Consider the following 16700-nt stretch of genomic DNA (forward strand, 5'->3'; position numbering starts at 1 on the left):
CTCAAGCGAGCAGGTGAAGGCTTCTGAATGTATCCGGCTAGTGGTGTGCTCAGCCGCAAGCGCCGACGTAGCCGCAGGAAACACAACGGCTGCAGCCATCTATCTTTTGCAATGCATACGCACCGCAATCCGGGCATTTTTTTCCACTGGGGATATACGATACCGGCGCAGTTTCCGCGACGTAAGTCAGATCATTGACGCCATATTGTTGCAGGCGGGATTTAAATTTCTCGGCTAGCACATGCACCGGAATCTGATTACCGGAGGCGTCCAGAAAGCCGCGTTTCATCAGTATGCGTTGCAATGCGTAACCGATGGCAGCCACTTCGGATTCGTGGAACAGCGGCGCTTGCGAGCCGTCGTCTTTGGTCAGCATGCCGCAGCGTACGGTGCCTTTATCCCACACGACTTCACGCATATCGGCCAAGGCTTTTGCAATCGAACCACCTGAGCGCGCCGCCATCGACAGCAGACGCATGCTGGCGGAAATCCATTGCTGGCCATCGTTTTTCTGACCGGCTGGCATGAAGAATTCAAACGGACGTTCTATCGTGATCAGTTCGCCGCCGACCATACCTTGCACGTGTATGAAGCTGACGGTCAGGTAGACCGTTTTTTTACCTTCATAGGTGGTGTACTGCACTTTTGAGGTGATTGATTCCAGATCGCCGAACGGACGTCCCTCAAACTGTTTACGCAGCAAATCTTCATCATGCGGCTGATGCGCAAGCACCGTGGCTGCTTCCGGTTCCGGTGTTGTGCTGGCGACCGATAAGACGCTGCCGAGTATACTGTTTGGTCGGTAGGTTGCCAGACCTTTGAGTCCGGCGCGCCATGCGTCCATATACAAATTCTGGAAGTCTTCGTATGGATAATCGGCCGGAACATTCACTGTTTTCGAGATCGCCGAGTCTATGTAAGGCTGCACGACCTGCAGCATTTTCATGTGGTCGCTGGCAGACATATTCAGCGCGGTGACAAACTGATGCGGCAATTTGTTGTCGTCGGACACGTCATGTCCCATCGCACGGTATAAACGCCAGGCGTGATCGGCGACTTCATAAATACGCGCGTCGCCAACGGCCATGCGCTTTTTACGGTTATAGACCCATGAAAACGCCGGTTCGATACCGTTCGATGCATTGTCTGCGAATGCCAGTGTGATGGTGCCGGTTGGTGCAATCGACAGCAGGTGAGAATTGCGCAGACCATTTTTTTCTATGGCTTTACGAACTGTCTTCGGCAGACGTTGTGCAAATTGGCCGGATAAATATTTCTGGCTGTCGAACAAGGGGAATGCGCCTTTTTCTTTTGCCAGTTCGGCGGAAGCGAGATACGCCGTATCGCGCAGAACTTCAGATACCTGACGGGCGAATTCGCGGCCTTCGTCGGAATCGTAGCGTATGCCCAGCATCACCAGAGTGCTGCCGATGCCGAGAAAGCCAAGGCCGACGCGGCGCTTTGACATTGCTTCGGCTTTTTGCAGATCGAGTGGCCATGCGGTGGCATCGAGCACATTGTCGAGCATGCGGGTCGCCACTGTGATGACGGATTTAAATGCATCAAAATCAAAGCTGGTGCCGAGCGAGAAGGGATTCTTTACGAAACGTGTCAGATTGATAGATCCGAGGCAGCAGCAGCCATAATCCGGCAAAGGCTGTTCGGCGCAAGGATTAGTCGCTTCGATTTTTTCGCAGTAATACAGATTGTTTTCTGTATTCATACGTGACATGAACAGAATGCCTGGCTCTGCATGGTCGTAAGTCGATTTCATGACGACTTCCCACAGATCGCGGGCGCGCAGTGTTTCGTAGACCCACAGACCGTCTTCACGCTGGTAGGCGCCTGCGGCTTTGCGGTCTTCGCTCGGTTCTGCTTTGTGCACGAGGCAGAAATCTGTGTCGTCAGCAACCGCTTGCATGAACTCATCGGTGACGCCGATGGAGATATTAAAGTTGGTCAGGCCGCCTTCGTCTTTCGAGCGGATAAATTCCAGAATATCGGGATGATCGCCGCGCAGCACGCCCATTTGCGCACCACGCCGCGCACCGGCAGATTCAACCGTCGAGCATGAGGCATTAAACACTTGCATGAAGGATACCGGGCCGGAGGCGCGCGAACGTGTACCGCGCACCAGCGCATCTTTCGGGCGAATGCTGGAAAAATCGTAGCCGACACCGCCGCCGCGCCGCATGGTTTCGGCTGCGTCCGCCAATGCCGCATAAATGCCGGGTTTGCCATCCGTCGGGCTGGATACCGAGTCGCCGACCGGTTGTACGAAACAGTTGATCAGCGTCGCATGTAAATCCATACCGGCTGCGGAATTGATACGGCCGGCCGGAACAAAACCATTTTTTTGCGCCCATAAGAATTTTTCTTCGTAATAGGCCTGCACGTCCGCTTGTTCTACGCTGGCGAGTGCCTTGGCGACGCGTGCCTGCACATCATGAATAGTGGCTTCTTCGCCCTTCGCGTATTTTTCTAATAAAACATCGAGTGAGATTTCCTGTGGCGCCATGTCAGTGATTCCCGGGAGTTGTACGTTCGCATTCATTATCGGATTAATTTCTCAGTGAGGATTACAGATTATCGTATCGATTATTGTCTTAAAGCCAGCGCCACTATGATGGGCAGCGCTTCAGTATATGGGGCAGGGGCTGATTTGCCTTGATGGGTATCAAGGCAGACAAAATCCCTGCCTGTTCATCATTTCTTGTTTCAAGTCTTACTGATGCAGTAATTTTGCCAGTAAGTAATTGCTATGCTGAAAAGACCCTGATTCTGTGACTCAGCTCAGGTATGGTGCCAGAATTGCCATGGTGCGGGCGGTTGCGCCCTGATGCTGTAAAAAAAACGCATAGGCATGTTGTCCCATATCGTTACGTTTTTTATCATCACCAAGTAAGGCAAGCGCTTCGCGTAGCATACTCCGCGCACCGTCAACCCGCAAAGCAGCACCGGCTGCAATGGCCTGATCGGTAATTTCGGAAAAATTAAAGGTATGCAGCCCCGTCAGCACGGCTTTACCCATGGCACAGGCTTCGATCAGATTATGTCCGCCCAGTGGCACCAGACTGCCGCCGACGAAGGCGACATCAGCAGCGGCATAGTACATATACATTTCACCCATGGTGTCACCCAGCAATATCTGTACGTTGCTGGCAATCGGCGCGACTGTGTCGTGATCAAGTGTGGAGCGGCGTACATGCGCGATGCCACGCGTTTCCAGCATGCCTGCCACCTGATCAAAACGTTGTGGATGGCGCGGTGTGATGATCAGCAGCGGCTTTTCTGTCAGCAACGGAAACTGTTCCTGAAACGCGGCGAGTATCAGTTCTTCTTCGCCGTCGCGGGTACTGGCGCACAAGATGACCTGACGTTCGCCAAAACTACGGCGTAAGGCAATGCCGCGTTCCGCCATCAGCGCTGGCGGGGTGACATCAAATTTCATATTCCCTGTGACTTGCGGTTCGCTGATGCCCAGTTCACGTAAGCGATCCGCATCCGGATTTGACTGCGCTGCAACCGCGCTGATCGCGTGTGCCGCGGGCAGCATCAGGGCCGACAAACGGCGTGCTTTGTTCAGCGATTTTTCTGACAGTCGTGCATTCACCAGCGTGACCGGCACCTGCAATTCTTTGCATTGAGCAATCAGATTCGGCCAGACTTCCGTTTCTATCAGCACGCACAATTGCGGAGAATAATGTCGCAGAAAACGGCGCATCATCCAGTTAATGTCATACGGCAAAAATGCCTGCGTCAGCCGTGACGATACATCGGCAAACAGCTTGCCGCCGGTTTCACGTCCGGTCGCGGTCATGTGCGTCAGTAACAGATGATGCTGCGGATAGCTTGCGAGCAATGCCCGTATCAAGGGCTCGGCGGCGCGTGTTTCACCAGCCGATACCGCATGTACCCAGATCGTTGCCTGCTTTTGATAAGCAGGGAAAAATCCCAGACGTTCGGCGATATGCTGGCGGTAACCCGGCTCGCGACGACCACGCCACCAGAGACGGAATACGGCGAAGGGCAGCGATAAACCCCAGACGAAAGAATAAAGAAGGCGCATGGATTAGTTTTTTCTGAAATTCACCAGCACGATACCACTGAGTACCATCACGGCGCCAATTGCAAAGCGCGGGCTGACGACATCATTCATCAGCGCGACACCCGCCGCGACACCAAACAGCGGCGTCAGAAACGAAAACGCAGACAGGCGCGATGCCAGATAGCGGCGCATCAGCCAGAACCACGCCAGATAACTGGCAAAAGCCACCACCACACTTTGAAATAACATGCTGATCCAGGCGGCTTGATCCCACGCTGCAAACACATTGTCGCCCTGCGCAAACGCAATCGCGGTCAGTGCGACCGCAGCACCGGCGAGCTGATAAAACAGCGTGGTCGTCGGCTCAGCTTCAGATAAGCTCGATTTACGTATCACCACTGTCGTCGATGCCCACAGCAGTGCCGCCAGAATACCGAAACTGTCACCGATCAGCATGTCATGCATGGCGCGCGGGTTATTGCCAAACGCGCCGGAAAACGCAATGGCGACGCCGCCAAAGGCCATCAATATCCCCAGCCATTGCCGCGTCTGCAGGCGTTCTGCCGGAATCAGCCAGTGCAGTGCAAGCACCGTGAAGATGGGCGCGGTGTATAAGAACACCGACATGTGCGATGCCGTGGTGAAATTGAGTCCGTACGAGACCGCCAGAAATTCGCCTGCGAACAGCAGACCCGCCAGCAAACCCGGGCGCAGATGCGGCCCCGTCAGCGTGAACGGAATTTTTCTGAGCGAAATTAAAGCGAGTACTAACACGGCAGCAATGCCAGAGCGCAAGCCGAGTTGTAGTGTGGAACTGATGGCATGCGCGGCCATTTTGACCGCCACTTGTTGTAAACCCCAGCACAGGCACAGCAGTAACATCAGACCGATGGCGTTGCCGTCGAGGCTCTTGCGGATAGTCATGTGGTAAAAAAGAAAATAATGCAGAAATCTGAAGAAGCAGGACTATACCCTAAGTCGCACGGCGGCTGAGTTTCTTGTTCAGCAAGCGCCAGATATGGCTGATGCTGGCGACCCGTTGCGACTGTATCGTGCGGCGTTTGCGCCAGGTGTCCGGCAAGCCGTACAAGGCGTCACGCTTGGCGCGCAGAATGACCTTGCCCTGACCAACTTTGATGAAGTAGGCAACCGTGATCAGATTCAGCAATAAATGCAAAGGCAGACAAAGCCAGAACAGGATGCCCGGCATATTTTTAACGAAAGTCCAGACCAGATTGCGGTGGCCGTAATACACAGAAAAATCGCTGCGTTTGCCGGTTAATGCCGAGCCGACATGATTCGCAACCGACTCCGGCACATACAAACAGCGGTGGCCAAGCAACTGATAGCGAAAGCCGAGATCAATATCCTCGACATAGCAAAAGTAATCTTCATCAAAACCGCCAATCGCATCGAACACATCGCGCCGGTACAAACCAGCCGCGGCGCAGGTCGAAAAAATTTCCCGGCGTTCTAAAAATGACGGCTGCAATGGTTGGCCATGCGCTTCACGCCAGACCAGCCCGCTGACGTGATACGCGTCACCGACACCATCGAGGAGGGTACGTGTGTTGGCATCCATCAGACGGCTGCCGAAGATCGCGAATTCCGGCTGCGCAACGGCCGCATCCACCAGGGCTTTGAGCCAGTCCGGTTCAGGAAACGCATCCGGATTCAGCAAAGCGATCCACTCGCTGTCGGGCGATGCCAGTTTGACGGCGAGATTATTTCCCGCCGCAAAGCCCAGATTGCTGCCCGCATGTATCACTTTGACCTGTGGAAATGCCTGTTCGATTGCATGACCGGAGCCGTCGCTGCTGGCATTGTCCACCACGATAATTTCATGCGGCTGATAGCTTTGCGCGCACAGATCGGTGACGCAGCGTTGCAGCAAGTCGCCGCCATTCCAGTTGACGATGACGACGCTGACTTTGGGAGTAGGCGATGAGGGAGCGGCTTGCATGCGGTGATATTCTTTTCAGTTCAAATTGCCGGAGGTGCTGACAGCGGCTGCGTTGTCATAGTAATTGCTGTATCGCCTGTTCGACTTCAGCGACGGCGGGCGGTGCGCCATTATCACCGAGGTTGATGATCTTCGGCGACCAGTTTCCTTCCGTTTTCCATTTTGGTGAAGCGCAGTAAATTTCTATGGTCGGCGTCTCGTAAGCGGCTGCAATATGCGTCAGGCCGGTATCGACACCGATCGCGAGTGCGGCGGATTGCGCCAGGATGGTGGCGTCTTGCATGGAGAGCGCCGGTAACACCGTTGCATTCGGCATCGCGGCGGCCATCGCTTCGGCTTCGGCTTTTTCGGCCGGGCTACCCCATGGCAGCAGAATAGGTAACTCGTATTGTCGCAGATACGCGGCAATTGCTATCCAGTTTTCCCGCGTCCATTTCTTTGCTGCTCCTGCGGTACCGTGGAAAAAGACCACGTAGGGTGTCGCTGGTTTCCAGCTAGTATCGCCTGTTGGAATGCGCAAGCCGAAACTGGCCGGTGTGTTAACCACGTAGCCAGCCGCTGCAGCGGCGACCAGACGGCCGCGCAAGACGGCATGGGTGTGTTTATCGACCGGTACGCTGAGATTATGAAATAGTCGCGAAATGCCTTCGTAACCGGAACCCTCGGTACCATTCGCCAGACCGACTTTTTTCCCGTTTGGCGTTTTGCGTGCCATGCCCATGATGAGGCCGGTTTTCAGCAGCCCTTGGGTGTCGAGGATCAGATCGTAGGCGTCATGCCGTAACTGGCGGTAAAAACCGGCGATTTCTGCGCGTGTTGCGGCCGAGCGCAAACTCTTGCGCCAGCGCCGTAAGGCGAAAGGGATGACGTGTCGCACACCCGGATGCAGACGCACCAGATTCACATAGGCTTCTTCGACCACCCAATCGATCTGCGCATCAGGAAAATGGCGCAGCAGATCATTGACAACTGGCATGTTATGCAGCACATCGCCAAGGGAAGAAACACGGACCAGCAGAATTTTCACGAGATTGTCAGCAACAAAGGTAAGGACAAATTAAAAGAAGAACGGATCAGATGTAGCGGGTAATTTTGAGCTATTTTCATATACTCCCCCTCATTTTTTATATTTTCGCCTTCATGTCCTTATAAACATTGGGCTGTAGAAAATACTGGGGGGAGTATATTTAGGGCATTTTAAAGGTCTTTTTTGCCTTTACTGGCCATTATCAGGCCAGTAAAGACTTCAGCACCTTAAAACGGTAACACCGCATCCGGTTTCACCGCCAGCACTGCCTGTTTCATCGCCGCTTGTATGCGTGCCAGCGCGGCTGGCGTTTCTGCTTCAAAACGCATCACGATCACCGGTGTCGTATTCGAAGAGCGTGCCAGACCGAAGCCATCTGGATATTCAACCCGCAGACCGTCAATCGTGATGATTTCATCGGAACCCGGGAAATTGGCATTCGCCTGCATTGCGGCGATGAGTTGGAAATTCTCACCTTCCGCTAATTTCAGTTGCAGTTCCGGTGTTGAGGCTGATTGCGGCAAGTCATTCAGAGTTGCGGTCATGTCCGCAACGCGGCTCAGAATCTCCAGCAAACGGGCACCGGCGTACAAGCCATCATCAAAACCATACCAGCGGTCTTTGAAGAAAATATGCCCGCTCATTTCGCCGCCAAGCGGTGACCCGGTTTCACGCAATTTCGCTTTCACCAGCGAATGCCCGGTTTTCCACATCAGCGGCACACCGCCGCGCGCTTTGACCCACGGAGCGATATGGCGCGTGCATTTGACGTCATACAGAATCTGCGCACCAGGATTGCGTGTCAGCACATCTTCGGCAAACAACATTAACTGGCGATCAGGGTAAATGATCTGACCATCTTTCGTCACGACACCGAGGCGGTCGCCATCGCCATCAAAGGCCAGCCCGATTTCAGCATCCGTGGTTTGCAGGCAGCGTATCAGGTCTTGCAGGTTTTCAGCATGCGCCGGATCAGGATGGTGATTCGGGAAGGTGCCATCGACTTCGCAGAATAATTCGATCACTTCGCAACCCATGCCGCGATACAGATCTGCCGCAAATGCACCGGCCACACCGTTACCGCAATCGACGGCGATCTTGATCGGGCGCGCCAGTTTAACGTCGCCGATAATGCGTTCAAGATAGGCCGCTCTGATGTCGTGGGTACGGTAGCTACCGCTGCCTTGAGCAAATTCTTTTTTCAGTATGGTCTGATACAAGGCCAGAATCGCATCGCCATAAATCGCTTCACCGGCGAGCACCATTTTGAAGCCGTTGTAATCCGGTGGATTATGGCTGCCGGTGACCATGATGCCGGATGTCGCACCCAGCACATTGGTGCCGAAATACACCATCGGTGTGACGACGACGCCGAGGTCGATCACATCGACGCCGGTGGATTGCAAACCATTGGCGAGTGCGGTGATCAGATCGGGGCCGGACAAGCGACCATCACGGCCAATCACGACGGTCTTTTCACCTTTGGCAACGGCGGCGCTGCCGAATGCCTGACCAATCAGGTAAGCAACATCAGCATCGAGCGTTTTGCCGATAATGCCGCGAATATCATAAGCCTTGAAAATGCTGGGGGAAAGTAGAGACATAGCAACCTTGCTGATCAAAATGAAGTGATGACGGGAATTGTAAATAGCTATTTAATGCAGAACTTAATGCAGGACTTAATGCAGAACTTTTACGTCGGTCATGCTGCCTGAATTGACATGGGATGCTTGCCAGATCAGATCTTCGATGCCGCATTGCGGCTGGTATTCTGCCACTGTTTTTAACAACAGCGTACGTATTTGTTCATAGTCAAACGCGGTGCAGGCTTGCTCAAGCTCATTCAGAGCACGGCTTAATTGCTCCCAGGGAATTTCATTTTCCTGTGCACGCATAATCAGCGGGTGGCTGGTGCCTTCAACGTTGTCGCCGATCAGCAGTTCTTCGTACAATTTTTCACCGGGACGAAGGCCGACGTGCTGTATTTCTATCGTTCCCTGCGGCGTTGTTTCTGATTTCACTTCCAGCCCGCTCAGATGCACCATGCGGCGCGCCAGATCGATAATGCGTACAGGTTCACCCATATCAAGCACAAAGACGTCGCCGCCTTCGCCCATGGCTCCCGCCTGCAGCACGAGTTGCGCCGCTTCAGGGATGGTCATGAAATAGCGGGTGATTTCAGGATGCGTCAAAGTAATCGGGCCACCTGCCATGATCTGTTTGCGAAACAGCGGCACGACTGAGCCTGACGAGCCCAGCACATTGCCAAAGCGCACCATACAAAAACGCGTGCTGTGCTGGCCATGCGAAAATGCCTGCAAAATTAATTCCGCGAGCCGTTTGCTGGTACCCATGACATTCGTCGGACGCACTGCTTTATCAGTGGAAATGAGCACGAAGTTAGCCACTTTCGCCTTGATCGCTGCTTGCGCCACCGCCAGCGTACCGAACACATTATTGCGTATGCCTTCGACCGGATTGTGTTCGACCAGCGGCACGTGTTTGTAGGCAGCGGCGTGGTACAACGTGTCAATATTGCAGGCTGCAAAAATTCTGTCGAGCTTGGCAGCATCAAGCACCGTGCCGAGAAACGGCAGTATCTCGACATCAAGATGAAGCTGAGCGCGCAGCGACAGCAATTCATGCTCGATTGCATATAAAGCGTATTCGGACATCTCTAGCAACACCAGCTTTTGGGGACGCTGACGCAGAATCTGGCGGCACAGTTCTGAACCTATAGAGCCGCCCGCGCCGGTGACCAACACATGTTTGCCGGTGATGCAGGTACTCAGCAGGCGGGTATCCGGCTCGACCTGATCGCGGCCCAGCAAATCTTCAATTTCAACATCGCGCACATCCTGAACACGCAGTTCGCCATTGACCAGGCTTTGTATAGAAGGCGTGACTTTAATTTTTAGCTTCAGATGTTCGAGCTGATTCAGTATCTGCTTTTGCCGGGTTTTACTGGCCGAGGGTATCGCCAGCAGAATCTGTTTGATACCTAATTTAACGACCAGCGCATCAATTTCTGCCGGGCTGTAAATCTGGATACCAGCGATCGTTGAGCGGTGTTTTTTTTCATTGTCATCAATAAACGCAACGCAGATATGTTCACCGCCAGCCCGTAATGCCGTAGCGAGTTGCGCTCCGGCTTTTCCTGCGCCGTAAATGCAGACGTGAATCACGTTGTCTGCCATATCGGCGCGCAGAAACCAGCTGCGTGCGAGAAAACGGCTGGCACCGAGATAGAGGATAGAACCGGCCCAGAAAAAGCCAAAGATCGCGCGTGAAATCGGCATGATGTGCAGCATCACGCCGATGAAGGCCAGCAGCAGAACTGATGTGCTGGCACCGATAAAGATCACGCTGATAATTTTCTGATCGATAAAACGAATCACTGCACGGTATAAACCGATGCGGATAAAAATGGGGATGGAGACAACAGGGATAGAAACGATCAGCCAGAAATAATGCCGGAACAATTCGGCGTTAAAACCATCGTAACGCAACCAGATCGCCAGTATGAAGATCAGCGGCAGACACAGCGCATCAAGCGCAGCGGCCATGATTTGCTTCTGCAGGCGGGGGAGATGGAGTAGTGTTTGCAGCATGAAGTTTGTCCTAATGCGTAATGCCGTCGCGACGCAAAACCTTGAAAAAGGTCATCAGCAATATGCGCATATCCAGCAGAAATGACTGATGTTGCAGATAATAGGCATCCAGTTCCACTTTCACCGGAATCGGTAATTCATCGCGACCGTTAACCTGCGCCCAACCCGTTAAGCCGGGCGGAATCGTATGGACGTTTTTTTCAGTACGTAAGGCAATCAGATCATGCTGATTGTACAGCGCCGGGCGCGGGCCAACGAAACTCATATCGCCGTTCAGGATACTCCACAGTTGCGGCAATTCATCCAGACTGGATTTTCTGAGAAACGAACCTATCGGCGTCAGATACTGATCCGGGTTACTCAACAAGTGCGTGGCAACTGCGGGCGTGTCTATGCGCATGCTGCGGAATTTCGGCATCTTGAAAATGACATTATTCTTGCCAACACGATCCGACCAGTAAACGGCAGGGCCGCGCGAAGTCAGCTTCACGCACAAAGCGGTGATCAGTATGGGCAACAGCAATATGAGTGTGGCACATACAGCGAGCAGCAGGTCAAAGCAACGTTTCAACATAGTGTTATGGTAATTGTGTCACGGTAGCGGCCAGTCCCTGTTCCACAGTATAGGGCGGAGTCCAGCCTAGCAATGTTTTCGCCTTGGTGATATCGACTTGCAATGATAAACACAGGCGATCAGCAACAGATTTTTTTCCGGCCAGCGTCGCCGCCAGCGTGAGTAAAGATGGTGGACACGGCAGCAAGCGTGATGGCACCTGCAAGGCTTTGGCGCACGCCTGCAATAATTCAGCGGTCGATAAATCCTGACCATCGGAGACCAGAAAAATTTCTTGCCCCGCATGCGGGTGATGCAGACAGGTATCGATCAGACTGATCAGATTACCGAGATAAACAAAGCTGCGTTTGTTTCTGGTGCTGTCCAGCGGCAGCGGTATGCCTTTTTTAACCCAGCGTAGCATGCTTAAAAAATTCGCTTTCACGCCTGGCCCATAGATCAGCGGTGGCCGGATGATCGTTACTGCCATACCGGTTTGCTCACCCAGCTGCAACAGGGCAATTTCTGCTTCACACTTCGATATGCCGTACGGGTCTTCGGCAAGGGATACATCTTTTTCGCTGAACGGTTTTCCCGGTTGCGTCAGCTCGCCGTTGACTTTGACGGAACTGATAAAAATAAACTGCCGCACTCCCGCCACTGCCGCTTGTCTGGCCAGCGCCAGTGTGGCGTCGACGTTGACGCGACGGAACAAGGCCAGCGGATCAGCCGCGGACTCGTGCATCACATGCACACGGGCCGCGCAATGAATCACCGCGTCAATCTCATGCAAATGAGCAGACCAGTCGAGATCAGGAGAAAGCTCCGGAATCAGCGGGTTTGCCATCAGTGGGGATTGATAGCTGAGCGGCTGACGGCTAGGGCAGATCAGTGGGCGATTTTGCCCAAGAAAATATCTGGCGACTGCCTGCCCGACAAATCCACTCGCACCGGTAATGAAGATACGCTGGACCATATCAGCGCGCGCCGCTTGTACGGCGTGAATAGACAAAATATTTACGCGATAAAAATTTCAGGAAACTGCGGATAAACCAATTCGCGTGGGGCGACAACAGACTGCGGTTTTTATGTGCCGCAAAATGGACTGCCTGCAGTTGCGGGTAATAACGCACACCTTTTCCCAACATCAGATACGAGCGATAGCAAAGATCGACGTCTTCAAAATACATAAAATAGCGATCATCGAAGCCCTGCAGCGCTTCGTAATGGCGCGCATCGAACGCTAAAAACGCGCCCGAAGCCCAGTCTGCATGAAACGGCGCTGTGATTTTTTCTTTATCGTAGGCCTGCGTCAGCGAGCGTACGACGGCCATACGCAATGGCGAAAGAAAATCCGGAAACAAACGGATATTCGCATCAGTCCTGAGGTGATTTTCATCTTTAAACAGATTCAGGGTTGCCAGTGGAAACTGATCACGCTGCATTTCTTCAACCAGTTGTCTGAGCGTATCCGGGGTGATGGAAATATCCGGATTCATGACGACGAATATGTCGCCTGAGCGCAAGCCGACACTATTTTGTATTTGCCGGAACAGAAAATTATTGTTCGCACCGAAGCCCAGTCCTGCAGAGGCATCGGTGTAAGAGACACCGTGCTGGTGGCAGTAGTCTTTTAATTTTGCGGATGGCAGATTATCTTTGAGCCACAGATGGATATCGTCATGCTGGCCAAGTAATCCGCCCAGCCGGGTTGAGATCAGCAGATCTTCATGTCCATGACTGATGATGGCAACATGAATCATAAGTGAACGATTCCATTCATATTTGGGTGTGAGGGCATGCTTGCTGGCATCTGCTTTACTGTGCTGTCACGACGCGCGGCGTATGCGATTGCTGTGTTGGCGTACAGAGTAACAGCATTCGCTTTGCCCGCGATGAACTATTCCTTACCAGTATCTATGCCAGACTATCCGTCAACGCCGTTTGCCACGATGGCAACGTCAATCCGAAAGTGCGGCTGATTTTATCTGTGTTCAGACAGGAATTGACCGGTCTTGTTGCTGGTGTCGGGTATTCGCTGGCTGGAATTCCATGCACAACGGGTGCTGGCTTGTTCAGCAAACCACGGCTAGCCGCCTGACGCAGAATTTCTTCGGTAAAGCCACACCAGCTTGTGTGTCCGGTTGTCGTCAGATTATATAAACCCTGATTTTGCGACCACCATTGTGAGCTATCCGGTGCGGCCAACAGTTGCGCCAGAATTTGACAAGTGGCGTCGCTGATGGCTTTAGCCGATGTGGGTGCTCCCCACTGGTCGTTGACGATACGCAGTTCGTCACGCTCATTCGCCAACCGTAACATCGTCAGCAGGAAATTTTTACCGAAGCGCGAATAGACCCAGCTGGTGCGGAAAATCAGATGACGGCAGCCACTGGCGATAATGGCTTGCTCGCCCGCCAGTTTCGTTGTGCCATACACATTCAACGGATGAGTTGTTTCTGTTTCTGTATAACTTTTTAAACCGGCGTGGGCATCGCGCAAACTGCCGTCAAAGACGTAATCTGTCGAATAGTGAATCAGACCAATATTGTGTTTTTTTGCTGCCGCAGCAAAGGCCGCTGGCGCTGTCACATTGATCGCTTCTGCTAATTCAGTTTCTGACTCTGCTTTATCGACCGCGGTATAGGCGGCCGGATTGATAATCAGATCTGGCTGTATCGCATCAACAAAAACAGTAATCGCAGCTGCATCGCTTAAATCAAGCTGGCTGCGATCAGGGGCGATCACTTCATGCTGCGTACTGAGTTGCTGCTGTAAAGTATGGCCCAGCTGTCCCGTGACGCCGGTCAATAAAATCTTCATTCAAATACCTCGGCATCAGCGAGCAGTTTTCCCTGCTGATCTTTAGCAGACATGACCGGTTCGCCCTGAATCGGCCATTCAATACCAATTGCAGGATCATTCCATTGCAATGAGCGTTCGTATTCCGGCGCCCAGTAATCTGTGGTTTTATAGAGGAATTCCGCTTTATCGCTGAGCACAACAAAACCATGTGCAAAGCCAGGCGGGATCCAGAGTTGACGCTGATTTTCTGCGGACAGAACGACACCGGTCCACTGGCCGAAGCGTGGTGAGCTTTTGCGGATATCAACAGCCACATCAAACACTTCGCCGGTCACTACGCGCACCAGTTTTCCCTGCGCCTGTTTGATCTGATAGTGCAGGCCGCGCAGGATATTTTTTGCTGAGAGTGAATGGTTGTCCTGAACAAATTCAACATCGACACCCGTCAGTTCAGCAAACTTTTTCGCATTGAAGCTCTCGAAGAAAAAACCACGTTCGTCACCGAATACTTTCGGTTCTATGATCATGACTTCCGGCAGATTGGTAGGAATAGCTTTCATGGTTTAAAACGTCTTTTTCTCTAAGAGGTTCAACAAATAACGGCCGTACTCATTTTTCTTCAACGGCTGTGCCAGCGTTTCGAGCTGCGCGGCGCTGATGTAGTTACGGCGGAAGGCGATTTCTTCAGGACAGGCAACTTTTAAGCCCTGGCGCTTTTCTATCGTCGCGACGAACTGACCTGCTTCCAGCAAGGATTCGTGGGTGCCGGTATCGAGCCATGCCATGCCACGTCCCATCAGTTCGACGTTGAGTTCACCTTGTTTCAGATAAACGTTATTGACATCGGTAATTTCAAGTTCGCCGCGTGGCGATGGTTTGATATTGGCGGCGATATCGCATACTTGCTGATCATAAAAATACAAGCCTGTCACCGCGTAATTCGACTTAGGTTTTGCTGGTTTTTCCTCAATGCTGAGTGCTTGTTTGTTAGCGTCAAAATCAACCACGCCATAGCGTTCAGGATCATGCACGTGGTAAGCAAACACGGTTGCGCCCTGATTTCTGGCATCGGCATTGCGTAATTGTGGTTCGAAATCGTGACCGTAATAGATGTTGTCGCCCAGAATCAACGCAGAAGGAGAATTGCCGATAAATTCTTTGCCGATAATGAAGGCCTGCGCCAGACCATCAGGTGACGGTTGCACTGCATATTGCAGATTAATACCCCATTGAGAACCGTCGCCAAGCAACTCAGAAAAACGCGGCGTATCTTGCGGTGTCGAGATAATCAGAATGTCGCGAATCCCTGCCAGCATCAGCGATGTCAGCGGGTAATAAATCATCGGTTTGTCGTATACCGGCAGCAGTTGTTTGGAGATTGCCTGTGTGACCGGGTAGAGGCGTGTGCCGGAACCACCGGCCAGAATAATGCCTTTGCGGGTACTTGATGTAAAACTCATGCTTGTTCCTTGTTACTGTATTGCAGATCAACCCATTTCATGTAATCGCCGGATTGTACCTGCGCGACCCACGCATCATTGGCGAGATACCATTCCACTGTTTTGCGTAGGCCAGTCGTGAACGTTTCAGCCGGTTTCCAGCCGAGTTCGCGTTCGATTTTGCGCGCATCAATAGCGTAGCGGCGATCGTGGCCCGGGCGGTCAGTGATGTGTTTGATCTGATCGCGGTAACTGCCTTGTGCTTTAGGTTGTAATTCGTCCAGTAAATCGCAAATGGTATGAACGACGCTGAGATTAGTCTGTTCGTTCCAGCCGCCGACGTTGTAGGTTTCGCCCAGGCGTCCATCTTCAAGGACGCGGCGGATTGCTGCACAATGATCTGTCACAAACAACCAGTCACGCACTTGCTGACCATCGCCATACACCGGCAAGTCCTTACCTGCGCGGGCGTTGGTAATAATCAGCGGAATCAGTTTTTCCGGAAAATGATAAGGACCATAGTTATTCGAGCAGTTTGTCGTTAAGACTGGCATGCCATAAGTATGGTGATAAGCGCGAACCAGATGATCGGATGCTGCTTTCGATGCAGAATACGGGCTGTTCGGCGCGTAAGCAGTTGTTTCGCTGAATGGCGGATCTTCCGGACCCAGCGTTCCATACACTTCGTCGGTTGATACGTGTAGGAAACGAAAGTCCTTTTTTTCCTGAGCTTCGAGTGAGTTCCAGTAAGCCCGCGCAGCCTCTAACAGGCTGAACGTGCCATTAACATTGGTTGTGACGAAAGCTGCCGGACCATGAATCGAGCGATCTACATGGCTTTCTGCCGCAAAATGCACGATCGCACGTGGCTTATGCTCTGCAAACAATGCTGTCAGTTTGTCGCCGTCGCAGATGTCACCCTGGACGAAAATATGCCGGTTATCGTGACGTAAGCTTGTAAGATTGTTTAAATTGCCAGCATAAGTCAGTTTGTCATAATTGAGCACTGTCTCATCAGATTGTGCCAGCCAACTTAATACAAAATTAGCGCCGATAAATCCAGCGCCGCCTGTGACGAAAATCATAACTAACCCCTGTCTGAACCGCTTATTTTTAATACCCAACCCGCGATTTTACTTGAGATAAGCCTGAAGTCGTTCTATTTTGTGATGATTTTACGCTGTAAGATTAGTAACAATTATTTGCATTAATGTGGTTTTGATATGTCGGGAATAGTGTTTTTCATGTCTGCCC

14 protein-coding genes are annotated in these 16700 nt (G+C 52.3%); all 14 read right to left on the reverse strand.

Annotated features, from left to right (window positions below):
• Window positions 1-49: 49 nt before the first annotated feature.
• Window positions 50-2554, reverse strand: coding sequence for an adenosylcobalamin-dependent ribonucleoside-diphosphate reductase (locus H8K38_RS11020; RefSeq protein ID WP_186884873.1), 2505 nt, complete (start codon window positions 2552-2554; stop codon window positions 50-52).
• Window positions 2555-2788: 234 nt separating this feature from the next.
• Window positions 2789-4069, reverse strand: coding sequence for a lipid IV(A) 3-deoxy-D-manno-octulosonic acid transferase (waaA, locus tag H8K38_RS11025; RefSeq protein ID WP_186884874.1), 1281 nt, complete (start codon window positions 4067-4069; stop codon window positions 2789-2791).
• 3 nt (window positions 4070-4072) lie between these two features.
• Window positions 4073-4972 carry a DMT family transporter gene (locus H8K38_RS11030; RefSeq protein WP_186884875.1) on the reverse strand — a complete coding sequence of 300 codons (900 nt, stop codon included), beginning with the start codon at window positions 4970-4972 and terminating at the stop codon, window positions 4073-4075.
• A gap of 49 nt (window positions 4973-5021) precedes the next feature.
• On the reverse strand, window positions 5022-6011 hold the full coding sequence (locus H8K38_RS11035; RefSeq protein ID WP_186884876.1) for a glycosyltransferase family 2 protein: 990 nt from the start codon (window positions 6009-6011) through the stop codon (window positions 5022-5024).
• A gap of 55 nt (window positions 6012-6066) precedes the next feature.
• Window positions 6067-7038, reverse strand: a complete 972-nt coding sequence (gene waaC, locus H8K38_RS11040; protein ID WP_186884877.1) for a lipopolysaccharide heptosyltransferase I — start codon at window positions 7036-7038, stop codon at window positions 6067-6069.
• A 227-nt stretch (window positions 7039-7265) separates the two neighbouring features.
• Window positions 7266-8642 (reverse strand): phosphomannomutase/phosphoglucomutase, encoded by a 1377-nt coding sequence (locus H8K38_RS11045; protein WP_186884878.1) that lies wholly within the window; start codon window positions 8640-8642, stop codon window positions 7266-7268.
• Window positions 8643-8717: 75 nt separating this feature from the next.
• Complete coding sequence (locus H8K38_RS11050; RefSeq protein WP_186884879.1) at window positions 8718-10649, reverse strand: nucleoside-diphosphate sugar epimerase/dehydratase; 1932 nt, start codon at window positions 10647-10649, stop codon at window positions 8718-8720.
• Between the two features lie 10 nt (window positions 10650-10659).
• Window positions 10660-11220 (reverse strand): sugar transferase, encoded by a 561-nt coding sequence (locus tag H8K38_RS11055; protein ID WP_186884972.1) that lies wholly within the window; start codon window positions 11218-11220, stop codon window positions 10660-10662.
• Between the two features lie 7 nt (window positions 11221-11227).
• Complete coding sequence (locus H8K38_RS11060) at window positions 11228-12178, reverse strand: SDR family oxidoreductase (protein ID WP_186884880.1); 951 nt, start codon at window positions 12176-12178, stop codon at window positions 11228-11230.
• A gap of 1 nt (window position 12179) precedes the next feature.
• On the reverse strand, window positions 12180-12965 hold the full coding sequence (locus H8K38_RS11065) for a glycosyltransferase (protein ID WP_186884881.1): 786 nt from the start codon (window positions 12963-12965) through the stop codon (window positions 12180-12182).
• 154 nt (window positions 12966-13119) lie between these two features.
• Window positions 13120-14025, reverse strand: a complete 906-nt coding sequence (gene rfbD, locus H8K38_RS11070) for a dTDP-4-dehydrorhamnose reductase (RefSeq protein WP_186884882.1) — start codon at window positions 14023-14025, stop codon at window positions 13120-13122.
• Complete coding sequence (rfbC, locus tag H8K38_RS11075) at window positions 14022-14567, reverse strand: dTDP-4-dehydrorhamnose 3,5-epimerase (RefSeq protein ID WP_186884883.1); 546 nt, start codon at window positions 14565-14567, stop codon at window positions 14022-14024. The genes rfbD and rfbC overlap by 4 nt, the downstream gene beginning before the upstream one ends.
• A gap of 3 nt (window positions 14568-14570) precedes the next feature.
• A complete protein-coding gene (rfbA, locus tag H8K38_RS11080) occupies window positions 14571-15467 on the reverse strand; it encodes a glucose-1-phosphate thymidylyltransferase RfbA (RefSeq protein ID WP_186884884.1) in 897 nt (298 codons plus the stop codon).
• Window positions 15464-16531: a dTDP-glucose 4,6-dehydratase gene (gene rfbB, locus H8K38_RS11085; protein WP_186884885.1), complete on the reverse strand. Its 1068-nt coding sequence runs from the start codon at window positions 16529-16531 to the stop codon at window positions 15464-15466. Before rfbB ends, rfbA begins: the two co-directional genes overlap by 4 nt.
• Window positions 16532-16700 lie beyond the last annotated feature (169 nt).

Origin of the sequence: Undibacterium sp. FT79W (assembly GCF_014284215.1) — a bacterium.
Taxonomy (GTDB): domain Bacteria; phylum Pseudomonadota; class Gammaproteobacteria; order Burkholderiales; family Burkholderiaceae_D; genus Undibacterium; species Undibacterium aquatile.